Source organism: Streptomyces thermospinosisporus, from assembly GCF_039526425.1.
Taxonomy (GTDB): domain Bacteria; phylum Actinomycetota; class Actinomycetes; order Streptomycetales; family Streptomycetaceae; genus Streptomyces; species Streptomyces thermocarboxydovorans.
Genome location: NZ_BAAAIZ010000027.1, coordinates 64,557 through 87,476, shown reverse-complemented (window position 1 = coordinate 87,476; position 22,920 = coordinate 64,557). Strand labels below are relative to the sequence as shown.

The 22,920-nt window shown below is 74.4% G+C and carries 14 protein-coding genes and 1 pseudogene; 13 read left to right on the top strand and 2 right to left on the bottom strand.

The features are described 5' to 3' along the window. The 7 genes and pseudogenes from ABD207_RS11055 to ABD207_RS11025 all read left to right on the top strand — a co-directional run. Nucleotides 1-8,532 (top strand): SDR family NAD(P)-dependent oxidoreductase (locus ABD207_RS11055; protein ID WP_425580685.1); only part of this gene is annotated, 8,532 nt, incomplete at its 5' end. A 67-nt stretch (nt 8,533-8,599) separates the two neighbouring features. Next, the gene (locus ABD207_RS11050) at nt 8,600-11,266 is read left to right on the top strand and encodes a thioester reductase domain-containing protein (RefSeq protein WP_344012054.1); all 2,667 of its coding nucleotides are present in this window, start codon (nt 8,600-8,602) and stop codon (nt 11,264-11,266) included. Further along, nucleotides 11,263-12,408, top strand: a complete 1,146-nt coding sequence (locus ABD207_RS11045) for an alpha/beta hydrolase (RefSeq protein WP_344012052.1) — start codon at nt 11,263-11,265, stop codon at nt 12,406-12,408. Before ABD207_RS11050 ends, ABD207_RS11045 begins: the two co-directional genes overlap by 4 nt. Nucleotides 12,409-12,473: 65 nt before the next feature. Then, on the top strand, nt 12,474-13,262 hold the full coding sequence (locus ABD207_RS11040; RefSeq protein WP_344012050.1) for an alpha/beta fold hydrolase: 789 nt from the start codon (nt 12,474-12,476) through the stop codon (nt 13,260-13,262). A 30-nt stretch (nt 13,263-13,292) separates the two neighbouring features. Next, nucleotides 13,293-13,589 (top strand): annotated as a pseudogene (locus tag ABD207_RS11035) (catalase-related domain-containing protein); the annotation flags it as partial. Between the two features lie 117 nt (nt 13,590-13,706). Beyond that, a complete protein-coding gene (locus ABD207_RS11030; protein WP_344012048.1) occupies nt 13,707-14,030 on the top strand; it encodes a hypothetical protein in 324 nt (107 codons plus the stop codon). A gap of 94 nt (nt 14,031-14,124) precedes the next feature. Continuing rightward, on the top strand, nt 14,125-14,658 hold the full coding sequence (locus tag ABD207_RS11025) for a DoxX family protein (RefSeq protein WP_344012046.1): 534 nt from the start codon (nt 14,125-14,127) through the stop codon (nt 14,656-14,658). Between the two features lie 68 nt (nt 14,659-14,726). On the opposite strand, the gene ABD207_RS11020 is transcribed toward ABD207_RS11025, so the two are convergent. After that, the gene (locus tag ABD207_RS11020) at nt 14,727-15,701 is read right to left on the bottom strand and encodes an NAD-dependent epimerase/dehydratase family protein (RefSeq protein WP_344012043.1); all 975 of its coding nucleotides are present in this window, start codon (nt 15,699-15,701) and stop codon (nt 14,727-14,729) included. A gap of 222 nt (nt 15,702-15,923) precedes the next feature. On the opposite strand from ABD207_RS11020, the gene ABD207_RS11015 reads away from it, so the two are divergent. The 6 genes from ABD207_RS11015 (at nt 15,924) to ABD207_RS10990 (ending at nt 21,278) form a co-directional block, all read left to right on the top strand. Continuing rightward, the gene (locus tag ABD207_RS11015) at nt 15,924-17,150 is read left to right on the top strand and encodes a cytochrome P450 (protein ID WP_344012041.1); all 1,227 of its coding nucleotides are present in this window, start codon (nt 15,924-15,926) and stop codon (nt 17,148-17,150) included. A 194-nt stretch (nt 17,151-17,344) separates the two neighbouring features. After that, entirely contained in the window at nt 17,345-17,533 is a 189-nt protein-coding gene (locus tag ABD207_RS11010) for a hypothetical protein (RefSeq protein WP_343998778.1), read from the top strand. Nucleotides 17,534-17,555: 22 nt separating this feature from the next. After that, a complete protein-coding gene (locus ABD207_RS11005; protein ID WP_344012040.1) occupies nt 17,556-18,254 on the top strand; it encodes a hypothetical protein in 699 nt (232 codons plus the stop codon). After that, nucleotides 18,251-19,252, top strand: coding sequence for a DUF6895 family protein (locus ABD207_RS11000; RefSeq protein ID WP_425580684.1), 1,002 nt, complete (start codon nt 18,251-18,253; stop codon nt 19,250-19,252). The genes ABD207_RS11005 and ABD207_RS11000 overlap by 4 nt, the downstream gene beginning before the upstream one ends. Then, the gene (locus ABD207_RS10995) at nt 19,249-20,166 is read left to right on the top strand and encodes a DUF6895 family protein (protein WP_344012038.1); all 918 of its coding nucleotides are present in this window, start codon (nt 19,249-19,251) and stop codon (nt 20,164-20,166) included. Before ABD207_RS11000 ends, ABD207_RS10995 begins: the two co-directional genes overlap by 4 nt. After that, nucleotides 20,163-21,278, top strand: a complete 1,116-nt coding sequence (locus ABD207_RS10990; protein WP_344012036.1) for a serine hydrolase domain-containing protein — start codon at nt 20,163-20,165, stop codon at nt 21,276-21,278. Before ABD207_RS10995 ends, ABD207_RS10990 begins: the two co-directional genes overlap by 4 nt. Nucleotides 21,279-21,453: 175 nt before the next feature. On the opposite strand, the gene ABD207_RS10985 is transcribed toward ABD207_RS10990, so the two are convergent. Beyond that, nucleotides 21,454-22,836, bottom strand: a complete 1,383-nt coding sequence (locus ABD207_RS10985; RefSeq protein WP_344012035.1) for a trypsin-like serine protease — start codon at nt 22,834-22,836, stop codon at nt 21,454-21,456. Between the last annotated feature and the right edge of the window lie 84 nt (nt 22,837-22,920).

The following is a 22,920-nucleotide window of genomic DNA, read 5'->3' as shown; positions in this document are numbered from 1 at the left end:
CCCGAGGACGAGCGCGCCGCCCGGGTCCGCGCCCTGGCCCGCGAGGAGGCGGCCCGCGCCCTCGGCCTGCGCGGCCCCGACGCCGTGCGCCCCGAACGGCCGCTGCGCGAGCTCGGCATGGACTCGGTGACCGCCGTCGACCTGCGCAACCGCATCGGCGCCCGCTTCGACGCCCGGCTGCCCGCGACGCTGCTGTTCGACCACCCCACCCCCGCCCGGCTCACCGCCCACCTGCTCTCCACCGTGCTCGCCGGCGGCCGCACCACCGCCGCGCACCCGGCACCCCGGCAGGCCCCACCGGGCACTCCGGCGTCCGCCGCCGACGAGCCGATCGCCGTGGTGGCGACGGCCTGCCGCCTGCCCGGCGGCGCCGACGACCCGGAGTCGCTGTGGCGGCTGCTCGACGAGCGGCGCGACGCGGTCGGCCCCTTCCCGGCCGGACGCTGGGACGTGGAGTCCCTCTACCACCCCGACCCCGACAACCCCGGCACCTCCTACGCCCGGGAGGGCGGCTTCCTCGACGACATCGAGTCCTTCGACGCGGGCTTCTTCGGGATCACCCCCAAGGAGGCCGCCGCCATGGACCCGCAGCAGCGGCTGCTCCTCGAGACCGCCTGGGAGGCGCTGGAGCGGGCCGGGATCGTCCCCGCCGACCTCTCCGGCAGCACCACCGGCGTGTACGTCGGCATGTTCGGCAGCGGCTATCTGGCGGGCGCCCGCCTCGACCAGCTCGACGGATACGTCGGCACCGGCTCCGCGCCCAGCGTCGCCTCCGGCCGGCTGGCCTACGCCCTCGGCCTGCACGGGCCGGCGATGACGGTGGACACCGCCTGCTCGTCGTCCCTGGTCGCCACCCATCTCGCCGTGCAGGGGCTGCGCTCCGGGGAGTGCGACCTGGCCCTGGCCGGCGGGGTGACCCTGATGGTGACCCCGCAGACCTTCGTGGAGTTCAGCCGGCTGCGCGGGCTGTCCCCGACCGGCCGCTGCCGCTCCTTCTCCGACGACGCCGACGGCGCCATCTGGGCCGAGGGCGCCGGCATGGTCGTACTGAAGCGGCTCTCCGACGCGCGCCGCGACGGCGACGAGGTGCTCGCCGTGCTGCGCGGCACCGCCGTCAACCAGGACGGCCGCAGCCAGGGCCTGTCCGCGCCCAACGGACCCGCGCAGGAGGAGGTGATCCGGCGGGCGCTTCAGCAGTCCGGCCTGGCGCCCGCCGACATCGACCACGTCGAGGCCCACGGCACCGGCACCACGCTCGGCGACCCCATCGAGGCGAACGCCCTCGCCCAGGTCTTCGGCGCCACACGCCCGCCGGGCCGCCCGCTGTACCTGGGGTCCCTGAAGGCCAGCATCGGGCATGTGCAGGCCGCCTCCGGCATCGCCGGGCTCATCAAGGTCATCGAGTCGCTGCGGCACGAGACGCTGCCCGCCACCCTGCACGCCGGCACGCCCAGCCGGCACGTCGACTGGGAGAGCAGCGGACTGCACCTGCTGCGCGAGCCGGTGCCCTGGCCGTCCGGCGAGCGGGTGCGGCGGGCCGGGGTGAGCGCCTTCGGGATCAGCGGCACCAACGCCCATGTGATCGTGGAGGAGGCCCCGCCCGCGCCGAACACACGGGATGACGGCCCGGACGTGCAGGCGCCGGCGGCCGGACTGTTCCTGCTGTGGGCGCGCAGCGAGGCCGCCCTGCGCGGACAGGCCGCCCGGCTCGCCCGCCGGCTGGCCGACGACGACACCCCGCTCGCGGACGTCGCCCACACCCTGGCCCGGCACCGCAGCCACTTCGAGCGGCGCGCCGGACTCGCCGCCGCCGACCGGGACGAACTCCTCGCCCGGCTGGAGGCGCTGGCGAGCGGACGGATGCCGGTCGCGCCCGCCCGCGAGGAGCAGGACGGCAAGGTGGCCTTCGTCTTCGCCGGGCACGGCGGCCAGTGGCCGGGCATGAGCCTGGAGCTGATGGGGGAGTCGGAGGCGTTCCGCGCGGAACTCACCCGGATCGACGAGGCCGTACGCCGGCAGGCCGGCTGGTCGGTGCTGGACGCGCTGCGCGCCCCCGAGGAGTTCTCCCCGCTGGAGCGCACCGAGTATCTGCAGCCCACGCTGTTCGCCGTCAACGCCTCGCTGGCCGCCGCATGGCGCGCGCTCGGCGTCATGCCCGGCGCGGTCGCCGGACACAGCCTCGGCGAGATCGCCGCCGCCTACAGCGCGGGCGCCCTGACGCTCGACGACGCCGTGACCGTGGTGACCGGCCGCGCCCACGCGGTCGTGCCGCTGGTCGGCCGCGGCGGAATGGCCGCCGTGGAACTGCCGCATGCCGAGACGGAGGAACTCCTCGAGCCTTACGCCGGACGGCTGTTCGTCGCCGCCGTCAACGGCCCCCGCTCCACCGCCGTTTCCGGCGAGACCGGGGCCCTCGCCGAGCTGCGCACCCGCCTGGAGGCACGCGGCGTCACGGTACGGCGGCTGAGCACGCCGTTCGCCTCGCACACCCTGCTGATGGACCCGCTGCGGGACGAACTCCTGGAGCGCTTGGGCGGTGTGCGGCCCGCCGAGCCGCACACCCCGCTGTACTCCTCCGTGCTGGCCGAGCCCGTACCGGGAGAACGGCTGGACGCCGCCTACTGGTTCGGCAACCTCAGCCGTCCGGTCCGCTTCGCCGACACCATCCGCCGCCTGCTGGACGACGGCTACCGGTACTTCGTCGAACTCAGCCCGCACCCGTCCCTCACCGCGTCCATCGAGGCGGTGGCCGCCGAGGCCGGCATCGACGCGGCCGCCGTGGGCTCGCTGCGCCGCCAGCAGGACGGCCGCCAGGCGCTGCTGCGCAGGGTCGGCGAACTCTACGCGGCCGGTCACACCCCCGACGTGAAGGCCCTCTTCCCGACGGGCCGCCGGGTGAACCTGCCGACCTACGCCTTCGCCCGCACCCGGCACTGGCTGGCCCCCGCCCCGGCCACCGCATCCGGCGGCTCACCGCTGCTCGGCACCCACGTCGAGGCGAGCGACACACCGGACCACCACCTGTTCCAGAGCGAGATCGACCTGCGCGACCGCCGCTTCGCCTATCTGACGGACCACCGCGTCACGGGCGAGGTCTGGCTGCCCGGCTCCGCCTTCCTCGCCATGGCCCTGGAAGCCGCCACCGCCGTCGCGGCGGACGCCGGAGACGGTGAGATACGGCTGGCCGACGTCGCCTTCCTGCGGCCCCTGCGGCTGGAGGAGGAGCGCCCCGTACGGCTCCAGCTGGTGCTGCGGCCCGCCGAGAGCGGCGCCCGCCAGTTCACCGTGGCGGCCGCGGCGCCCGGCGCCCGCTGGGAACGGCACGCCACCGGCCGGATCCTCACCGGCGAGGCCGGCGGCACGGGCGACGCCGAGGCGCCGGCCGAACTTCCCGGACTCCGCGCCCGCTGCACCGAACAGGCCGACCCGCACGCCCTGTACGCGCGGCTCGGCACCCTCGGCATCGAGTACGGCCCGGCCTTCCGCGGCCTGACCGAGGGGCACCGGGACGCCACCACCGCGCTCGCCCGCCTTGCCGACCGGTCCGCCGAGGGCCATCTGCTGCACCCCGCCCTCCTCGACGCCGCCTTCCACACCGCCGGCCTGCCCGGCGACGCGCCCGAGGGCCGGGCGTTCGTGCCCGCAGGGGTCGGACGGCTGCGCCACACCGGGCGGCGCACCGCACCCGCGTGGGTCACCTGCGCGCTGCGGTCCCTGGACGGCGACACCGCCACCCTCGACCTGCGCCTGTGGGACGAGGACGATCAACTCCTGCTGGAGGCCGAGGAGTTCCGGCTGGCCGCGCTCTCCCCGCTGGACGGCGCCCTGTTCGAGACCCGCTGGCAGGTGCGCCCCGAGGCGCGGGAACCCGCGACCGACGGCCGCTGGCTGATCCTGGCCGACACCACCGGCGTGGCCGGCGAACTCGCCGAGCGCCTGGGATCGCCCGGGCGGCACGTGCTGGCCCGGCGCGGCGACACCTTCACCGCCGAAGGCCCTGGGCGTTACACCCTCGACCCGGCCGACGAGCAGCAGGTGAACCGCCTGCTCGACGAGGCGTTCCCGGACGCGCCGCCCGAGCGGGTGGTGCTGCTGACCCCGCTCGACGCGCCCCCGGTCACCGACGGGGCGAGCGCCGAGCAGGCGGCCCGGCTGTGCTGCCTGAGCACCCTGCACCTGGTACGGGCGCTCACCGGCCGCGGCGGCCCCGCACCCCGCCTGTTCGTCGTCGTCCGCGCCTCCCAGGCCGCCGGACCCGAGGCGCAGGTCACGCGTCCGCAGCAGGCGCTCGCCTGGGGCTTCGCCCTCGCCGTGGCGCAGGAGCACCCGGAGCTGTCGACCACCCTCGTCGACCTGCCGGGCACCGGCGGGACCGACGCGCTGTGGACCCAGCTGCGGCACGCCGACGACGAACGGCTCGTCGCCCTGCGCGACTCCGGCCGCCTGGTGCCGCGCCTGGCCCGCACCCGCCCCGACGACCGGGCCGACGGCACCGTCCGCCCCGACGGCGTCCACCTGATCACCGGCGGTCTCGGCGGCCTCGGCCGGGTCGTCGCCGAACGCCTGGTCCGGCTCGGCGCCCGGCGACTGGCCCTGCTGAGCCGCGGCACACCCGGCCCGGACGCCGCCGCCTGGATCGCCTCACTGGAGCAGCGCGGCGTCACCGTGCACCTGGCCCGCGCCGACGTCGCCGACCGCGCCGCGCTGAGCGCCGCCCTGGACGCCGTACGCGAGGCGGCCGGGCCCGTCGCCACCGTGGTGCACGCCGCCGGTGTCCTCGACGACGCCGCCGTGGCCAACCTGACCGACGACCGCGTTCTGCGCGTCCTCGCACCCAAGGTCCTGGGCACCGCCCTGCTCACCGAACTGGTCCCCGAGGCGGACAACCTGGTGCTGTTCGCCTCCGCGGCCGGCCTGCTCGGCTCCGCCGGACAGGCCCCCTACAGCGCCGCCAACGCCTTCCTCGACGCCTGGGCCCACCACCTCGGCCACCGCAGGGCGCAGAGCCTGGACTGGGGCGCCTGGAGCGGCGTCGGCATGGTCGCCGCCTCGGACACCCGGGCCGCCCAGACCAGCCGCTCGGGCCTGGTGCCCTTCACCCCGGAGGAGGGCGGCGAGCTCTTCACCCGTCTGCTGTCCGACTCCCGGCGCCAGCTCGCCCCGATCGCCCTCGACCGGGAGATGCTGGCCCTCGCCCCCGAGGCCGCCCGCACCCGCCCGATGCTCGCCGACCTGGTCGGCGCACCGGCCCGCGACGGCGACGCGGACGAACTCGTCCGCAAGGTCTTCGCCGCGACCACCGAGGAGGACCGCGCCACCTGGATCGAGGCCTATGTGCGGGCCAGGATCACCGCCGTCTCGGGCGGCGTCGCCGACGTCTCCGCGACCACGGCCCTGAAGGAACTCGGCCTGGACTCCCTGATGCTGGTGCGGCTGCGCAACGACTTCGCCCGCGAACTGGGCGTCGACCTCCCGGCCGCCGAGGTGTTCTCGGCCGCCGACACCCGCGGCCTCGCCCGCATGCTGGCCGCCGCCCTGCCGGAACGTGTCAAGGCTCCCGAGGAGCAGCCGGCAGCGGCCCAGGCACCGGCCACCGCCGAGGAGGTGCCCGGCACCGAACTGCTGCCCGCGACCCGGGACGTGGTGCGGCTGCTGCGCAGCGCCGGACCGGGCATGCCCGACGCCGCCCACGGCATCGGTCTCGCACTGCGGCTCACCGAACCCACCACCGAGGAGGCGCTCACCGGTATCCTCGCCCGGCTCACCGCCCGCCACGCGGCCCTGCGCACCGGCATCGTGACCGGCCCCGAGGGCGGGCGCCGGCTGTGCGTCCACCGGGAGGTGGCCCGGCCCCTCCTGCGCTGGACGGCGGTCACGGACGAGGACGGCATCGACCCGGCGAGCCGCCTGCGTGCCCTGCTGGAGCCGCCGTTCGACCTGGCCCAGCCGCCGCTGTGGCGCTTCGAACTCCTCGACGGCGGGGCCGAGCACGGGCAGGTCCTGGTCCTGGGCGCCCACCACGCGGTGAGCGACCTGCAGTCCCTGCTGCTGGTCGCGGGGGAGATCGACAGGGAGCTGTCCGGCACCCGGCTCGACGGCACCCTCACCAACCGGGACGTCCGGCTGCTGCTCGGGGCGCAGCAGGGCGGCAACGCGGAGCAGGACGCGACGACCGCCGCATGGCACCAGGCTTTCGAGGGCGTCTCCCGCCTCGATCTGACGCTCAGTCATGAGCGCCCGGAGGCACGGTCCTACCGCGCGGGCAGCGTCACCGTGACCATGCCCGAGGGGCTCACCGGGAAGGTGACCGCCGCCGCGAGCCGGCTCGCCGTGACGCCCGCCGCCTTCTGCCTCGGCGCCCTGACCGTGCTGCTCGCCCGCCTGCGGGAACGCGAGCGGTTCGTGCTCGCGGTGCCCGTCGACACCCGCATCCACGCCGACGCCTACGACGCGGTGGGCTTCTTCGGGGTGCCGGTGCCCTTCCCGGCCGAGGCACGCCCCGGGGAGCGGGTCGAGGAGGTGCTGCGCCGGACCGACCAGCGGCTGCGGCGGATCCTGGCCAAGGGCGCGATGTTCTCCGACGTGCTGCCCGTGCTGTCCCGGCAGGGGCTGCACCGGCCGCACGCGCCCCTGGTGGAGGTCTACTTCAACTACGTCCGCTCCGCCGCCGGCCGGCTCGACCGGGTCCAGGTGCTGCCCGCCGGGACGGGCTACTCCGACCTCGACCTGATGATCACCATGACGCCGGACGCGAACAGCATCCGCTTCGACCACAACCTGGACATCCTCGATGCCACGGCGACGAGCGCACTGGCCGAGGAGTACCTGCGGCTCCTGGAGGAGACTGCGGAGGCACCTGCGACGCCCGTCGGGAAGGACATGGACTTGGGGAAGAACCCCCTTGGGAACGCCCCCGGGGCGAACGCCTCCGCAGCAGCCGGGCCGACGCGGACCCGGGTCGCCCTCGCCGCCACCTTCGCGCTCGGCAGCCTGCCGCTGATCTGCGAGACCGCGTTCGACGAGGCCGCCGGAACGGCACCGACCGAGGTCGCCGAGGCGCCGTACCACCAGGTGCTCGCCGCGCTCCAGGACCCCTCGGGGGTCTTCGCCGACCCGGCGACACAGGCCGGCGTGGTGCTGCTGCGCGGCGCCGACCTGGAACGCTTCGGACCTGTGGACGACGAGCTGCTCACCGAGCTGCGCACCGCCTACCCGGCCGCACTGCGCGGCCTCGCCGAGCGGACCGGAAAGCCGCTGGTCGTCGGCGTCCTGCCGACCGCCCGGCCCGAGGACCGGTTCACCGCCTGGGAACGGGAACTGGCCGCCGAACTGGCCGAGCAGCCGGGCCTCGCCGTCCTCGGCCCCGACGATTGGACCCGGCATCACCCCGTCGAGAAGGTCTTCGACGACCGCACCGAACGACTGGCCCATCTGCCGTTCACGACCGAGTTCCAGGCCGCCGTGGCGCTCACGCTCGCCGAGACGCTCCGCGCGGCGCGCCGCCGGCCCAAGGTGATCGCGGTCGACGGCGACGAGACCCTCTGGGGCGGCGTCGCGGGCGAGGCCGGCCCCGAGTCGGTGGACCTGACCGGTCCGCGCGCCCTGCTCGCCTCCCGCCTGCTGCGCTGGCGGGAGGCCGGTGCGCTGCTGGTGCTGGTCAGCAACAACGACGAGGACGTGGTGCGGGCGGTGCTCGACCGCCCCGACAGCACCCTGAAGCCCGAGCACTTCAGCGTGCTCTCCGCGGAGTGGGGACCCAAGCCGGAACGGCTCGCGCAGGCGGCCCGCACCCTCAACCTGGGCCTGGACAGCTTCCTGTTCCTGGACGACAACCCCGCCGAGATCGCCAGGATGCGTGCGGCCCATCCCCAGGTGCTGTCGGTGACCTGCCCGCCCGCCACCGAACTCGCCGGGTTCCTGCGCCGGTTGTGGCCGCTGGTACCGGCCGCGGCAACCGCCGAGGACGCGCTGCGCGTACGCTTCTACGCCCAGGAGCGGGAACGCGACGCCGTGCGCGCGCAGACCTCGTTCGAGGAGTTCCTCGCCGGGCTGCAACTGGAGGTCGACATCCGGCCGCTCACCACGGCGGATGTGCCGCGCGGCGAACAACTCGTCCGCCGCACCAACCAGTTCACCCTGCGGGCGCGCTCCGCCGACGGCGGTGACCTGGCCCGGTGGCGCGAGCGCGGCGAGGTGTGGACCGCGGCGGCCCGCGACCGCTTCGGCGACTACGGGCAGATCGCCCTGCTCGCCGTGCGGGCCGACGGCGACCTGCTGGACCTGCTCGCCTGGTCGATGAGCTGCCGGGCGCTCGGCCGGGGCGTCGAGGAACGGCTGCTGCAGTGGATGGCGGACCGGGCCGGGGAACTCGGCTGCACCAAGGTCCGCCTGACGGCCGAGCGCACCCCGCGCAACGCCCCCGCACGGCGGCTGCTCGCCGCGCTCGGCGGGGGAGACGAGAACGACGACCGTCTGGAAGCCGTCGTCACACCGGATCACCTGCGGGCGTTCCGGTCCTGGCGGCAGCAGTAGGCCGCGGGGCTGCTGAGGCATGAGAGGAACAGGAACCGGTGAAGAGCGAAGGGCTCCCATGCGTGAGGTGAACCAGGACACGGTTGCGGAGGCCGAGGCCATCGAACGCGGCGGCGGCCCGCTCGACGTCCCCGGACTGCTGGCCAAGGTCTCCGAGCGCCGGCGGGCGCAGACCGCCGACGCGGAGGACACGGCGTCGGACACCGGGGCGGACAGCGCGGGGCCGGTGTCCCGTACCGAGCCCGAAAGTCCGGTCTCCCGTACGGAGTCCGAAAGCCCGGTGTCCCGTACGGAGTCCGAAAGTCCGGTCTCCCGTACGGAGTCCGAAAGTCCGGTCTCCCGTACGGAGTCCGAAAGCCCGGTCTCCCGTACCGAGTCCGAAAGTCCGGTCTCCCGTACGGAGTCCGAAAGTCCGGTCTCCCGTACGGAGTCCGAAAGTCCGGTCTCCCGTACGGAGTCCGAAAGCCCGGTCTCCCGTACGGAGTCCGAAAGCCCGGTCTCCCGTACGGAGTCCGAAAGCCCGGTGTCGCGCACCGAGTCCGGCAGCACCGAGAGCGGCCCCGCCGCGCAGGACGCCGACGCCCTGGCCGCGGCCATCTCCGCCATCGCCGGGCGCTTCCTGCCGGGCGGGGAACTCGCCGTGGACGCCGACTTCTTCGACGCCGGGGGCTCCTCCGTCGATGCCGTCGAGTTCGCCGCAGCGCTGGAGGACGAGCTCGGCATCGTGCTCGACCTCGACGAGGTGTTCGCCGACGGCCGCCCGATCAGTCTGGCCCGCCGCAGCCCGCACGTCTCCCTGCCGTCCGTGAGCGCAACGCCGGTGGCCTCACCCTCGGCCCCCGCGTCACCGGCGGCCCCCACGGTCACCCCGGTCGCCACCGCCACCCCGGCCGGCCCCGACACCGCCCGTCCCGAGGATCTCCAGCAGATCCTCGCCGACCTGGCGCTCGCCGACCGTCTGCCCTTCGTGTCCGACCCGGAGCCCGTCCCGCCCCGCCGGATCCTGCTCACCGGGGCCACCGGGTTCCTCGGCGGGCACATGCTGCTCGACCTGCTGCGCCACAGCGACGCCCACGTGTACTGCCTGGTGCGCGCCGAAGACGAGGACGCGGCGCTCACCCGGCTCGGCGAGGCGCTGAAGAGCTACCGGCTGCCCTGGTCGTCGGAGGTGCGCCGGCGCATCACCGTCCTCCCCGGCGACATGCGCCGCCCGCGCCTGGGGCTGTCCGACGAGACCTGGGCGCGGCTCGCCCAGGAGCTGGACAGCATCGTCGGTGTCGCCGCCGCCGTGGACTTCCTGCGCGGCTACCAGTCGCTGCGGGGCAGCAACGTCCTCGGACCGCTCGCCCTCGCCGAGCTGGCCGCGACCGGACGCCCCAAGCCGCTGCACCACATCTCCTCCATCGCCGTGTTCAACGAGGTCGGCATCGCCTCCATGGGGGAGGACGACCCCCTCGCGCACATCGACCGCCTGGTCTCCGGCTACGACCAGTCCAAGTGGGCCGCCGAGGTGGCCCTGCGCCGCGCCCGCGACCACGGTCTGATCGTCACCGCCCTGCGCCCCGGCGGCATCGGCGGCCACACCAAGACCGGCGCCCACAACCCGCAGGACCTCAGCAGCGGCCTGATCTCGGCCTTCGGCCGCTTCCGCACCGTGCCCGCCTTCCGGTACCTCAACGCCGCCCCCGTCGACTGGGTGAGCCGCGTCGCCGCAGCCGTCGTGTGCGAACCGGACGCCTGGGGCTTCGACTACAACCTCACCGGCGTCCCCAACACCCTCGACGACGTCGTACGGGACATGGCGTTCGGCGGCATGCATGTGCGTGTGCAGGACTGGGACGAGTGGCGCACCGGCACCCTGGCCCGCCTTGAGGCCGAGCCCGTGCCCGAACTCGCCTTCCTCACCCGCGTGTTGCAGAGCCCCACGGCGCTGAAGCTGTGCGAGGCCACCCTCAAGGGACCGGCCGCCGAGATGGAACGCACTGCCGCCCTCGTCGAGGCCCTGGGCCTGCCGCCCGCCCGGCGCTACGACGCACGCGCCCAGTTGAAGACCTTCGAGAAGCTCGCCGAGGACGGCCTGGGCCGGCTCCCGGCCAAGGAGGACCCGCCCTACCTGTGGTTCTCCGAGACCACCGAGGGCACGGTCGGGCCGGTCGGCGCACCCGCCGATCTGCCGTGCTCCATGGCGCTCACCCTCTCCATCGCCGGCATGCACCAACTGGTGAGCGAACGCCGGGTCGACGTGCGCGGCACGGTCACCTGCCCCGTGCTGCACGCCGAACCGCTCACCGTGGAGCGCGGCGACGTGTGGGTCCGCCCCGAGGAGGGCATTCCGCAGCGGCACGGCATGAAGCATCAACTGCTGCGCTACCGCCTGGAACTGGTGGACGCGAGCGGCGGGCGCTGGTGGCTGGAGGGCCGTAAGTACGCCCGCGCCCGGCGCGACCTGTGGCGGCAGACGCGCGCTCTCACCGTCGAGATCGGCCCCGCCGGGGAGCCCGCCACGCTGGCCGGCGAGGTCGTCGTGCCCGCCGACTCCTATGTCCGCGACCAGATCGACGGCATCAAGGTCGACCCTCGGCTGACCAGCCAGGAGAAGCGGGCCGCCAAGCTCACCTGGCTCGCCTGGTTCGGTCTCGAGATGGGCCGCGGACTGATCGGACCGTTCGCCCGCGCCGCCGCCGACCTGCTCGACCTGCGCCGCACCACCACCCTCACGGAGCGCCACCGATGATCTTCCAGACCAGGACCAGGAAAACCGCCGCGCCCGCGCTCCGCCGGGTCAGGACCGCACCCGCCCCGCGCCCGCTGCAGCACCGGCTCGACCCGGCCGCCGTCGAGGAGATCCCGCTGCGCGCCGGCGACGGGGTACGCCTCGGCCTCACCCGCGTCGGAAGGGGCAGCAGCAGCGGCGACCGGCCGGCCGTTCTGCTGCTGCACGGGCACACCGCCTCCGCCGACATGTTCCTGCTGCCGGAGACCCGCAACCTGGTCGACGTCCTGCTCGACGAGGGCTACGAGCCCTGGCTGCTCGACTGGCGCGGCAGCTGCCGGCTGCCCTACAACGCGACCGGCGGGCGCTACACCTACGACGACGTCGCCCTGTACGACATCCCCGCCGCCGTCAGCCACGTCCGCGAACGCATCGGCGACCGGCCGCTGTTCGTGGTCGCCCACTGCATCGGCTCGCTCTGCCTGTCGCTGAGCATGACCGCCGGCCTGGTGCCGGGCCTCGCGGGAGTGGTCTCCCAGGGGGTGTTCCTCACCCCCAAGCTGGCCGGCCGCACCTCGCTGCGGATGTCGCTCGCCGGGGAGCTGCTGAGGTCCCGCATCGACCACATCCCGGTCGACTTCCGCTCCGTCGGCCTGTGGTCGAAGTACACCCCGCTGTTCGCCCTCGCCTCCCGCAAAGCCGCCTGCCCGGATCCGACCTGCCAGATCCTGCACAACTCGGCCTGGGGGACCGGTGCCTCGCTGTTCGTGCACGAGCACCTCAGCGAGACCACCCACGGCCGGCTCGCCGACCTCCTCGGCCCCGCGCCGCTGTGGATCCTGCCGCACCTGCGGCGCATCGAACTCGCCCGCACCGTGGTGCGCTGGCACGACACCGACCACCGCTACCGCGCCCTGCCGCCCAACGCGCTCGACGCCGCCGGCCGCATCGACACCCCCCTCCTGCTGATCTCCGGCAGCGAGAACGGGCTGTGGCTGGACTCGCAGAAGCTCTGCCACCAGGTGCTCGCCCGCCGGCAGCCCCAGCTCGACGTGCGCTACGCCGAGATCCCCGGCTACGGCCACCTGGACACGTTCCTCGGCCGCGGCGCCGCCCTCGACGTCTACGGGCACATCCTGGATTTCCTCGGCGAACACCACTGACGGCCGCCGCAACCGGCGCTACCCTACCGACCAGTAACCCAACGGGACCCAGGAGGCGACGCCCCATGCCGCAGTTCGCTGTCGACGGCGCGGAACTCATCTACGACGACGAGGGGCCGCGCGACGCCGAGGGCGTGCCCCTGGTGTTCATCCACGGCTGGACCGCGAACCGGCACCGCTGGGACCACCAGATGGAGCACTTCTCCGCCGGGCGCCGGGTGATCCGCCTCGACCTGCGCGGACACGGCGAGAGCAGCGGCGGCGCGGCCCGCACCGTGGAGGAACTCGCCCGCGACGTGATGGCCCTGCTCGACCATCTGAAGGTCGAGCGGTTCATCCCGGTCGGGCACTCGATGGGCGGCATGATCGCCCAGACCATCGCCCTCACCCACCCCGAGCGGGTCGAGCGGCTAGTCCTGGTGAACTCCATCAGCCGCATGGTCTACAGCCGGGGACGCGGACTGCTGATGGCCGCGTCCGCGCGGGTGCCGTTCAAGCTGTTCATCGCCGCCCAGATCCACCGCGCCTTCGCCCCCGGGTACCCTCGCCAGGAGGTCAGGGAGTACATCCGCGCCTCCGCGGCCACGCCCCGCGAGGTCGTGATGACCCTCTACGACGCCATGCGGGACTTCGACGTGCTGGACCGGGTCGGCGAGATCCGCGTGCCCACGCTGATCGTGCACGGCTGCCACGACATCCAGCTCCCGGTGAAGCAGATGCTGCGCATGGCCACGCACTACCCGGACGCGGTGATCCGGATCATCGACGCCGGGCACGAGCTGCCCGTGGAGAAGCCGAAGGAGCTCACCGCCGCGCTCGACCGGTTCCTCTCCGGACCGCAGGCCGGCAGCTGAGAGGCCAGGGCTCCGGGCCGCTGCCCCGCGAAGCGGGACGACCTGGTGCACAACTTCGTCACCCTGCTCTCCCAGTGCGACCGCCCGGTGCAGGAGCGCATGGTCTGGCACTTCCTGCTGGCCGAGAACGACCTCGGCCGCCGGGTCGGCGAGGGGCTCGGCATCACGCCCGAGGACGTCGCCACCCTGGAACCCCTGGCGAGCCAGGACCTCACCGACGAGGACCGCAAGCGGCCGGCCAACCTCGGCGACAACCCGCCGCGCGACGTGGAGGGCCTCACCATGACCCACTGCGTCCCCGACGAGCACCACGTCGTCACCCGCTGAACCACCGGCGACCACGCAACCGGCGGGCGGGACATTCCGCGGTCAACCGCTCACGCAGGACGGTGAATTCCCGCCCGCCGCCGATCCCCGGGGCGCGGGCCGGGGGACCACTGGATCATGACGAGTACACCGTTCCAGCGCACCCTCACCCTGCCCGCCTCGCTGTGCGAGGAGGCCGTCCAGCACCTGGAGCAGGCCGCGCAGCGGACCGTCGACGGCGCCGGGATCCCGCTGAAGGCGTTCCGGGCCGCCGCCGACAACGACTACACCCTGCCGGTCTCCGTGGTGGAGCAGGCCGCGGGCTGCCTGCTGGTGCTGGCCACCGAGACCGCCCAGACCGCACGGCCCTCCGCCCTGCGCGCCACCATCGGGGTCGCCCTGCGCCTGCGCGACGCCGTGGAGGCCCTCCACCAGCCGGCCCTGACCACCCGGTACTGGTGAGGACGGCCCGCCACCCGTCCCGGCAGCGCGGCATGGCCGCCCGCCACCCGGGAACCCGGCCGGTCCCGCACCCCCGAGACCCCAGGAGCTGTCCATGAGTGTGCTGCGTGTCCTCGGCCGCCCGATGCTGGCCTCGATGTTCCTCGCGGGCGGCCTGGACTCCGTCCGCCGCCCCCAGGACGTTGCTCCGGCCGCCGAGCCCGTCGTCCAGCCCGTCACCGAACGCGTCGACGCCCTGCCGGACCGCACCGAGCAGGCGGTGCGGCTGAGCGGCGCCGTCCAGGTGGCGGCCGGACTGATGCTGGCCACCGGACGCATGCCCCGCCCGGCCGCGCTCGCCATCGCCGCCACGCTCGTACCCACCACCCTGGCCGGCCACCGCTTCTGGGAGGAGGACGATCCCGAGGCGCGCAGCGGCCAGCGCATCCACTTCCTGAAGAACCTGTCCATGCTCGGCGGACTGCTGATCGCCGCCGACGACACCGGCGCCGCCCCCTCCCTGCTGTGGCGCGGCCGGCACACCGCCCGCGACGTGCGGCGCGACGCCCGCCTGGTACGGCGCTCCCTGCGCGCCGGAGCCGTACCCGCCACCGTGGCCGCACGGGTGCGCGCCAAACTGCCCGGCTGACGGACCCGGCCCGGGCGTGCCGACGCAGGCCGGGGCACACCCGATGCGGCGACCCGCGGACCGGGTGTTCAGGCCAGGACGGCCCCGTCCGCCTCCGCACGGAACCAGGCGATGGTGCGGCGCAGCCCCTCCTCCAGGCCCACCCGCGGCTCCCAGCCGAGCTTGTCGCGGGCCAGGGTGATGTCGGGGCGGCGCCCGGCCGGGTCGCCCGGGGGGCGTTCGACGAAGCGGATCTCCGAGCCGGAGCCGGTCAGTTCGACGACCAGCCGGGCCAGGTCCAGCATGCAGATCTCGTCCGGACAACCGATGTTGACCGGGCCGCGCAGGCCGTGGGCGGCCGCCGCGAGCACACCGGCCACGATGTCGTCGGCGTAGCACAGCGAACGGGTCTGGCGACCATCACCGGTCACGGTGAGCGGCTCACCGGCCAGCGTCCGGCGGACGAACGTGGGCACCGCGCGCCCGTCGTCCCCGCGCATCCGGGGGCCGTAGGTGTGGAACAGCCGCACGATGCAGGTGTCGGTGCCGTGGCTCTCGGCGTACGCGGTGGTCAGCGCCTCGGCGAAGCGCTTGGCCTCGGCGCGCACACCCAGCGGACCGGCCGGGTCCACGTTGCCCGGGTAGCGCTCGTCCTGCGGGTTCTTCTGCGGATCGCCGTAGACCTCCGAGGCCGAGGCCAGCACGAACCGCGCCCCGGCGCTGCGGGCGAGCTCCAGCGCGTTGCGGGTGCCGAGGCTGCCGGCCTGAAGAGTGTGCAGCGGCAGCCGCCGGCAGTCGGCGGAAGAGGCCGGCGAGGCGAAGTGCAGCACCAGGTCCGGCGGCTGCCGCACCGGCAGCTCCTCGGCCACGTCCGCCTGCACCAGCAGGAAGCCGGGCCGGTCGAGCAGCGGCGCGATGTTCTCCGGACGGCCGGTGCTCAGGTCGTCCACGCAGGTGACGCGGGCACCGGAGTCCAGCAGGGCGCCGCACAGATGCGAGCCGACGAAACCGGCACCGCCGGTGACGACGACGTGCTCCCAGCCGTGTGAGACGGCACTGCTCATGTCGCTCAGCCCTCCGGATCGGATGTCACCGCCCCCGGGGCACCACCGCCACCGGGCCCGCCCTGTCCAGGCTCGGCCGATCCGCCCCCGCGGGCACGGCCGTGTGCGGCGAACCGGTGAATGACGCAGGGTGAACGCCGTGAGCGCCCCGGGGCGGGCGACGGCGGAGGCGACCGGGTTCTGCGGGCGTGTCCGCGCCGGCCGCGCGGGCACCCGGCTGTCATGGACGTACTGAGCCGCCCCGTGATCGACCGCACCCTTCCCCTGCTCACCGAGGGCTACGCCTGGCTGCCCAACCGCATGCGCGACAGCTCCGGGCCGGTGGTGCGCACCCGGATCCTCGGCCGGCCGGCGCTCGCCTTGCGCGGGCCGGAGGCGGTGCGGTTCTTCTACGACGAGCGGAACGTGCACCGGCACCGGGCGATCCCGGAACCGGTCCTCGGCACCCTCTTCGGCCGCGAGGCCGTGCACAACCTCGACGGCGCCGCCCACCGGGCCCGCAAGGCCGTGTTCCTGCCGCTGCTCGCCCCCGAGCGCGTCGCCGGACTCGTCGAGGAGGTCACCGCCGCCTGGGACGAGGCGGTGCCCGCCTGGAGCCGCCGCTGTGCCGTGGTGCTGTTCGACGAGGCGGCCGTCGTGCTCACCCGGGGCGGCCACCGCTGGGCCGGCGTCCCGCTCGCCGACGGCGACGCCCCCGCCACCGCCCGCGACATGATCGCCATGGTCGACGGCTTCGCCTCCGCCGGACCTCGTCATCTGCGCGCCCGCGGCCGCCAGGAGGACCGGCTGACGCGCCTGGTGCGCGAGGTGCGCGCCGGGACCGTGACGGCACCCGAGGGCTCGGTGCTCGCCCGGGTGTGCGGGCACCGCGACGCGGACGGGGAGTTGCTCGATGAGAAGACCGCCGCCGTGGAGCTGCTCAATGTGGTCCGGCCGGCGGCCGCCGTCGCCTGGTTCGTCGCCTTCCTCGCGCACGCGCTGCACCGGCACCCCGAGCACCGCGTCCCGCTGGGCGACGGGGACGCCGCGTTCGCCACAGTCTTCACCCACGAGGTGCGCCGGTTCTACCCGTTCGTGCCGTTCCTCGGCGGACTGGCGGCGCGCGACCTGATGTGGCGCGGCGAATGGGTTCCGGCCGGGGGACTGGTGCTGCTCGATGTGTACGGACAGAACCACGACGAACTGCTGTGGGGCGACCCGTACGCCTTCCGCCCGCGGCGCTTCCTCGGCCGGCCCGCCGGACGCGACGAGCTGATCCCGCAGGGCGGCGGCGACCCGGCCACCGGACACCGCTGCCCCGGAGAGGGCCTCACCGTCGGCGTACTGGAGGCGCTGGCGGCGCGATTGGCCCGAATGGAGTACACGGTGCCGGAGCAGAATCTGACCATTCCCCTGCACCGGGTCCCCACCCGTCCGCGCAGCGGCCTTCTGATGGCCGACGTGCGCTGAGACCTTCGCCCCCTTGGCCTGCTGCCGGGGCGTCATGTCCCGCGGAGGTCCGGCGCGTCGGCCCTCTCAGGGCCCGTCATGTCCAAATGGTTGAACAAGTTACGGAAGTTGTATTTGCGTAAGTTGGCATTATTTGTCCGATATGGGTAAATCGGGAGGTGCAGGTACTCACTACACCTCAGGGAGATGGTGTCATGCAGACCGAAGACAAGGTCCTCGACAAGCTCACCGGCGTGCGCAGCGCCGACATCGAGGCCGCACTCGACCCGGCCGAGGCCGACGGCGTGTTCCGGGACAGCAGGGAGTGCGCCGGCCTGGCGCTGTTCGCCGGCGGCGGCAAGCTGCTGCTCTCCCCGCCGACCCCGCGCCCGAAGAAGGGCTGAGTGAGTCGACGGGAGTAGCAAGATGGAGCAGTCAGGCACTTCGACCCTCTTGCAGGGCGCGGTGCAGGACCTCGCTTCCTCAGTGGTCTCCGCTCTCCGGAGCGGAGACCACGCACATGCGGTCCTCCCCGCGGGGACCGAAGGGGAAGCCGGAGACGTCACTCTCGCCGCCGTACGCGTCCTGGGCGCCGACGCCATGCTGCCCGGCACCCTGCTGCGCACCCCGCCGGACCCGGCCCAGGTGGCCGTGTTCCGCAAGGCCGTCGAGGCCTACCCGCCCCGCGCCGACGCCGCGCCCACCGTCCGCTGGAGCCACTGGGCCATGGCGCGCGCCCTGCGCCAGGCGGACCCGTCCGTCACTCCCGAACGCCGCGAGGAGCCCGACGCCGGATGGCTCGACGGGGCGAGCTGGCAGTTCCTCACCCACCAACTCGCCGTGCTGGCACCGCTCGCCCTGCCCGGCGAGGACGACGCGGTGACCCGCGCCGCCGGCCGGCGCACCGTCGACGTGGCCCGGGGCTTCGTCCGCGCCGTGCGCCGCAGGGACTGGCGGCAGGCGGCCGGCGCCGGCCGGTGGCTCACCCTGCTCCCCGGCGTCCCCGAAACCCTCGGCCTGCGCGCCGGCCTGGAGTTCGTCGAGCTGATGGGCGGCCAGGACCCGCAGGTCGCCCTGCAGTTGGAGGCGGCCCGGCTGCTCGCACGCACCGGGGCACTCGTGTGACCGCGACCGGCACCCGGGAGATCCGGGAGATCGCCGAGCACGCCTTCGCCTGGACCGGCGCACACCTCGCCGCCTTCGCGCTCGGCGAGGACGCCCTGGCCGCCGACGGCGAGGTCGACCACAGCTGGAAACCCCTCGGGGAACTCGCCCAGGTGTACGCCACCGTGTCCCACCACACCGCCCCCGACGACCCCCTGCACACCCACGCCGGAGCGATGCTGGACTTCGCCTGGCGCCAGACCGGCGAGGGCGAGCTGTTCCGGCGCATGCAGCGCCTCGAACCCTTCGCCACCTACCCGCTGGAGGTGTACGGCGCCTTCGCCTCCGCCGGGTACCGCCACCCGGCCTACGAGGAGGCCGCCGCCGTCGTCGCCCGCACCCGCAGCTGGTGGCTCACCGAGCAGGAACCCACCAGACGCCTCGCCGTCCTCAGCGCAGAGGAACGCAGCGGCATCCGGCGCGCCCCGGTCGAGGAACTGCTGCCGGCCGGCACCTGGCTCGCCGGGCGGCCCGAACCGTGGACCTTCGAACGGGACGCGGGCTACGCCGCCACCCACGTCGTCTTCCACCTCACCGACTGGGGACGCGACCCCGCCGGGCTGCCCCCCGCCCTCGCCGACTACCTGTACGACTGGCTCCCGGCCTGGCTCGACACCTGCCTGGAGGCCGGCATGTGGGACCTCGGCTGCGAACTGCTGGCGGTCGCCGCGACCGTACCCCGCCTCACCGGCGACCCCGCCCTGGACGGCGCCTGGGGGCGCATCCGTTCCGCCCAGCGCCCCACGGGCGCCCTGCCCGAACTGGAACACGCCTCCGGCGACGCCGAGGCCGGAGCCGACGACGACCCGCACTACTTCATGAACCACTACCACTCCACCCTCATGGCCGCCTTCGCCGCCGTGCTGACCACCGCCCGGCCGGGCGGCACGACCGACGAGGCGACCGGCGAAACGGGCCGGAAGGGGCCCCGGCACAGCGGACAAGGAGCGCCCGCATGACCGACACCCGCCTGATCCACAACGTCGGTGTGGGCGCGATCGAATGGCTGTGGGCCCACCGCGACGGCTTCCGCATGGAACCCGACGTCGACCCCGAGACCGGCTTCCTGGAACGCTTCAAGCCCATCGGGGAGCTCGCCATGATCTGCGGTGTGCTGTTCCGCGAGGGCGTCGCCGGCTCACGCCAGGCCGAGCTGGCCCGCCGGCTGCTCGACACCACCTGGCGCGAGACACTCGACGGCGGCCGGATGCTGGTGCGCGGCCAGCACATCGAACCGATGTCGCCCATCCCGTTCGAGGTCTACCTGCCCTACCGCGAACTGGGCTACAGCCAGCCCGAGATCGAGCGCTGGGCCGCGATGCTCCAGCGGATCGACGGCTGGGAGGTCTTCGAGACCACCCCCACCCGGCGGCTCGGCCTCTCCGCCTTCCAGCGCCGCCTCGGCCTCACCCCGCGCCCCCCGGAGGCGGAGGCCGTCAAGGGCACCTGGCTCGCCCGCACCCCCGAACCCTGGATGGTCGAGGGCCGGATCGCCTACGACATCACGCACTGCGTCTTCCACCTCACCGACTGGGGCGAGCGCCCCGAGGGCCTGCCCGCGGACATCGCCGACTACCTCGAGACCTGGCTGCCGGTGTGGATCGACGACTGGCTGGACCTGGAACGCTGGGACCTGCTCGGCGAACTCCTCGTCGTCGACGCCTGCCTGCCCCGCCCCACCCTCGACGAGCGGGCCTGGAAGGCGTTCGCCGCGGCACAGCAGCCCGACGGAGCCATGCCCGCCATCCGGGAGATGCCCGAGGGCGAACCCGACGACGTCTTCGACGTGGTCTACCACTCGACCCTCGTCGCCGCCTTCGCCTCCGTCCTCGCCACCTCCCGCGCCCTGAGCGAACTGGCCGGCGCCTCATGACGACGGCGTACCGCACCCCCTGGCCGGGCAGCCCGCTGCGCCGCGACGACGAGCCGGCGGTCCGGCACATGCCACGTCGTGCGGGCGAGCCGGAGCCCGGCCACGGGGACGACGACCGGGGTGCGCGGCTGGAGGCCGCCGTGGCCGCGGCCGACGCGCCCGACGCCGTCTTCGCCGTCTCGCACCGCGGGCGGCGCATGGTCCGCACCGGCGGCACCGCACCGCCCCCGCACCGCCCCCGCGACGCCGTGCGCTACGAGATCGGCTCCGCCACCAAGGCGTTCACCGGGCTGCTGATGGCGGACCTGGTCGAGCGTGGCATGCTCACCGGCGGAGAACCGGCCGCACACCTGCTCGACCCCACCCGGCCGCCGGACCCCGCGCCCGTGACGCTGGCCCACCTGATCACCCACACCGCCGGACTGCCGGCCCTCCCGCCCGACTTCTACGTCCGCGCCCTCCCCGCCTGGCGCACCAACCCCTACGCCCGCTACTCGGGCGAACGCGTCGTCACCGCCTTCCTGCGCGGGCGTCCGCGGCACCGGCCCGGCACCCGCTGGTGCTACTCCAATTTCGGCGTCGCCGTGCTCGGTCACGCCCTGGCCGCCGCCACCGAGACGACCTGGCAGGACCTGGTCGCCACCCGGCTGCTCGAGCCGCTCGGCCTGCAGGGCACGGCGCTGCGCCCCGACGACGTCGGACCGGACGCGGTCGGCCACGGCAGGAACGGCGCCGAGGTGCCGGCCTTCGACGCGGGCGGCTTCCAGGCGGCGGGAGCGGTCCGCGCCACCCCCCACGACCTGCTCACCTTCCTCGAGGCCCACCTCGACCCCTCCCGCGCCCCGGCCCTGGCCCCCGCCCTGCACGCCGTGCGCACCCCCGTCCTGCGGCGGGGCTTCAAGCACCGGCATGTGCACACCATCGCCTGGTTCCGGCACCCCGCCGACGGCGGTCCCCTGTACTTCCACGGCGGCGCCACCCTCGGCCAGCAGGCCTTCCTCGGCTTCCGCCCCGACACCGGCACCGCCGTCGCCGCGGCCTGCACCCGCCGCTTCCGCTCCGGCGACCCCTTCGTGGCCGCGGCCTACGCACTGCTCGCCGACGAGCAGTGAGGAGCAGTGACGACGTGACGAAACGATGGTTCTGACGGACGCCATGACGCCATGACTGCCAGGTCGCCGTGCCGTTGCGATCGCCATGTCGCTGTATCGCCATGACGACACACCGGAACGCCGGCCGCGGCACGGGGCCGCGGTCCGCGTCGCACGGGTCAGCCGGCCGGCGGGGTCACAGACGCTGCCACAGCGCCGGCGTGGCGGCCGGGGCCCACGCTCCCTGTGCCTGGTGGGTCTGCAGGCACTGGTAGCGCACACCGTCGCGGACCACGGTGGTGCCCGCCTCGTACACCCGGCCCGCGGCCCACTCCTCGGCCGTGCCGTCCTCCGGGGCCGGCAGCGTGGCCCCCGTACTGGCCGTCGTGAGGGTCAGCCCGAAGTCGCTGAGGATCGGATTGACCGGCTGGTAGTACGTGGTGCCGACCGAGGTGCAGTTACCGGAGCCGCCGGAGGTGACGCCCTGCGCCTGGGAGCCCGCCAGGTACGGGCCGCCGGAGTCGCCCGGCTCGGCGCACACCGTGGTGCGGGTCAGCCCGTTCACCCGGCCCTCGGGGTAGGTGACGCTGGTGTCGTGCTGCTGGATCGTCCCGCAGTGCCAGCCGGTGGTCGAACCGGAGCGGCACACCGACGCCCCCACCAGCGCCTGCACCGAGCCGGTGACCTGGACCTCCTGGCCGTCCTGCGCCTTCACGTCCGGCGTAGGCGTCCAGTCGTCGTTGACCGACACCCAGGCCATGTCCACGCCCGGGAAGACGGAGTCCTCGAAGGTGCCCTGGGCGCTGCGGTCGTAGCCGGTCGTGGAGTCGCCCTCCTGACCGCAGTGACCGGCGGTGACGAAGCCGCCCTGGCTGCTCTCGGTCACCGAGAAGCCGACCGAGCAGCGCGCGGAGTCCTCGATGTAGAAGGCGTCGCCGCCGGTGACGTCCTTCAGCAGCCGCGGCCGGTCCTTGGTGGCGCGGATGCCGACGTCCTCAGCCTGGAGCCCCGCCGCCTTGACGAACGCGGCGCCGGCGGTGAGGCTCGTCGCCTGCACCATCACCCGGTTCTGCGTCACGTCCACGTACCACACCGGGGTCTCGAGCGTCTTGACCCGCTCGGCGGCCGCGTCCAGCTTCTTCTTGGCCGCCCGCAGCTCGGCGAGCGGCCGCTCGACCACCCTCGCCGTCGCACCCTCCGCCTCGATGGAGGCCACGTCGTCCTCGTCGGTGGTGGCGACCGTGAGCTCCTCGGCCGTCGCGCCCCGCACCCAGGCACCGGCGAACCGGTCGCCCAGCGCGTTGCGCAGCCGGCCGGCGCGGGTGCCGGCCTCCGCCTCGTTGACCAGCCGCTCCGACGCCTGATCCGGGGTCAGCTTCAGATCGCGCTGCAGGGCGTTCAGCAGCTGCGGCGAGGGCCGGTCGGCGCCCAGGGTCTGCGCCGCGCCGGGCACGGGTCCCGTGGTGGGGACGGGCTCCGCCCCCGCGGACGCGGGAAGTGCGGCGAGGACCAGCGCGCCGATCGCGCCGAGTGCGCCGAGCACGGTCCGGCGCGCGGTCCTGGCATGTCTGTGGACCATTCGGTACGTCTCCTTCGTTCGGGATGGCTGCCGCGGGCGCAATAGGTCTAGCCCGCGGCAGTCGACGCGATGTCAGGAGCGCCG

Coding starts and splice junctions, on each gene's coding strand:
- ABD207_RS11045 (WP_344012052.1), top strand. CDS start 11,263: ATGATCTTCCAGACCAGGACCAGGAAAACCGCCGCGCCCGCGCTCCGC.
- ABD207_RS11040 (WP_344012050.1), top strand. CDS start 12,474: ATGCCGCAGTTCGCTGTCGACGGCGCGGAACTCATCTACGACGACGAG.
- ABD207_RS11030 (WP_344012048.1), top strand. CDS start 13,707: ATGACGAGTACACCGTTCCAGCGCACCCTCACCCTGCCCGCCTCGCTG.
- ABD207_RS11025 (WP_344012046.1), top strand. CDS start 14,125: ATGAGTGTGCTGCGTGTCCTCGGCCGCCCGATGCTGGCCTCGATGTTC.
- ABD207_RS11020 (WP_344012043.1), bottom strand. CDS start 15,701: ATGAGCAGTGCCGTCTCACACGGCTGGGAGCACGTCGTCGTCACCGGC.
- ABD207_RS11015 (WP_344012041.1), top strand. CDS start 15,924: ATGGACGTACTGAGCCGCCCCGTGATCGACCGCACCCTTCCCCTGCTC.
- ABD207_RS11010 (WP_343998778.1), top strand. CDS start 17,345: ATGCAGACCGAAGACAAGGTCCTCGACAAGCTCACCGGCGTGCGCAGC.
- ABD207_RS11005 (WP_344012040.1), top strand. CDS start 17,556: ATGGAGCAGTCAGGCACTTCGACCCTCTTGCAGGGCGCGGTGCAGGAC.
- ABD207_RS10995 (WP_344012038.1), top strand. CDS start 19,249: ATGACCGACACCCGCCTGATCCACAACGTCGGTGTGGGCGCGATCGAA.
- ABD207_RS10990 (WP_344012036.1), top strand. CDS start 20,163: ATGACGACGGCGTACCGCACCCCCTGGCCGGGCAGCCCGCTGCGCCGC.
- ABD207_RS10985 (WP_344012035.1), bottom strand. CDS start 22,836: ATGGTCCACAGACATGCCAGGACCGCGCGCCGGACCGTGCTCGGCGCA.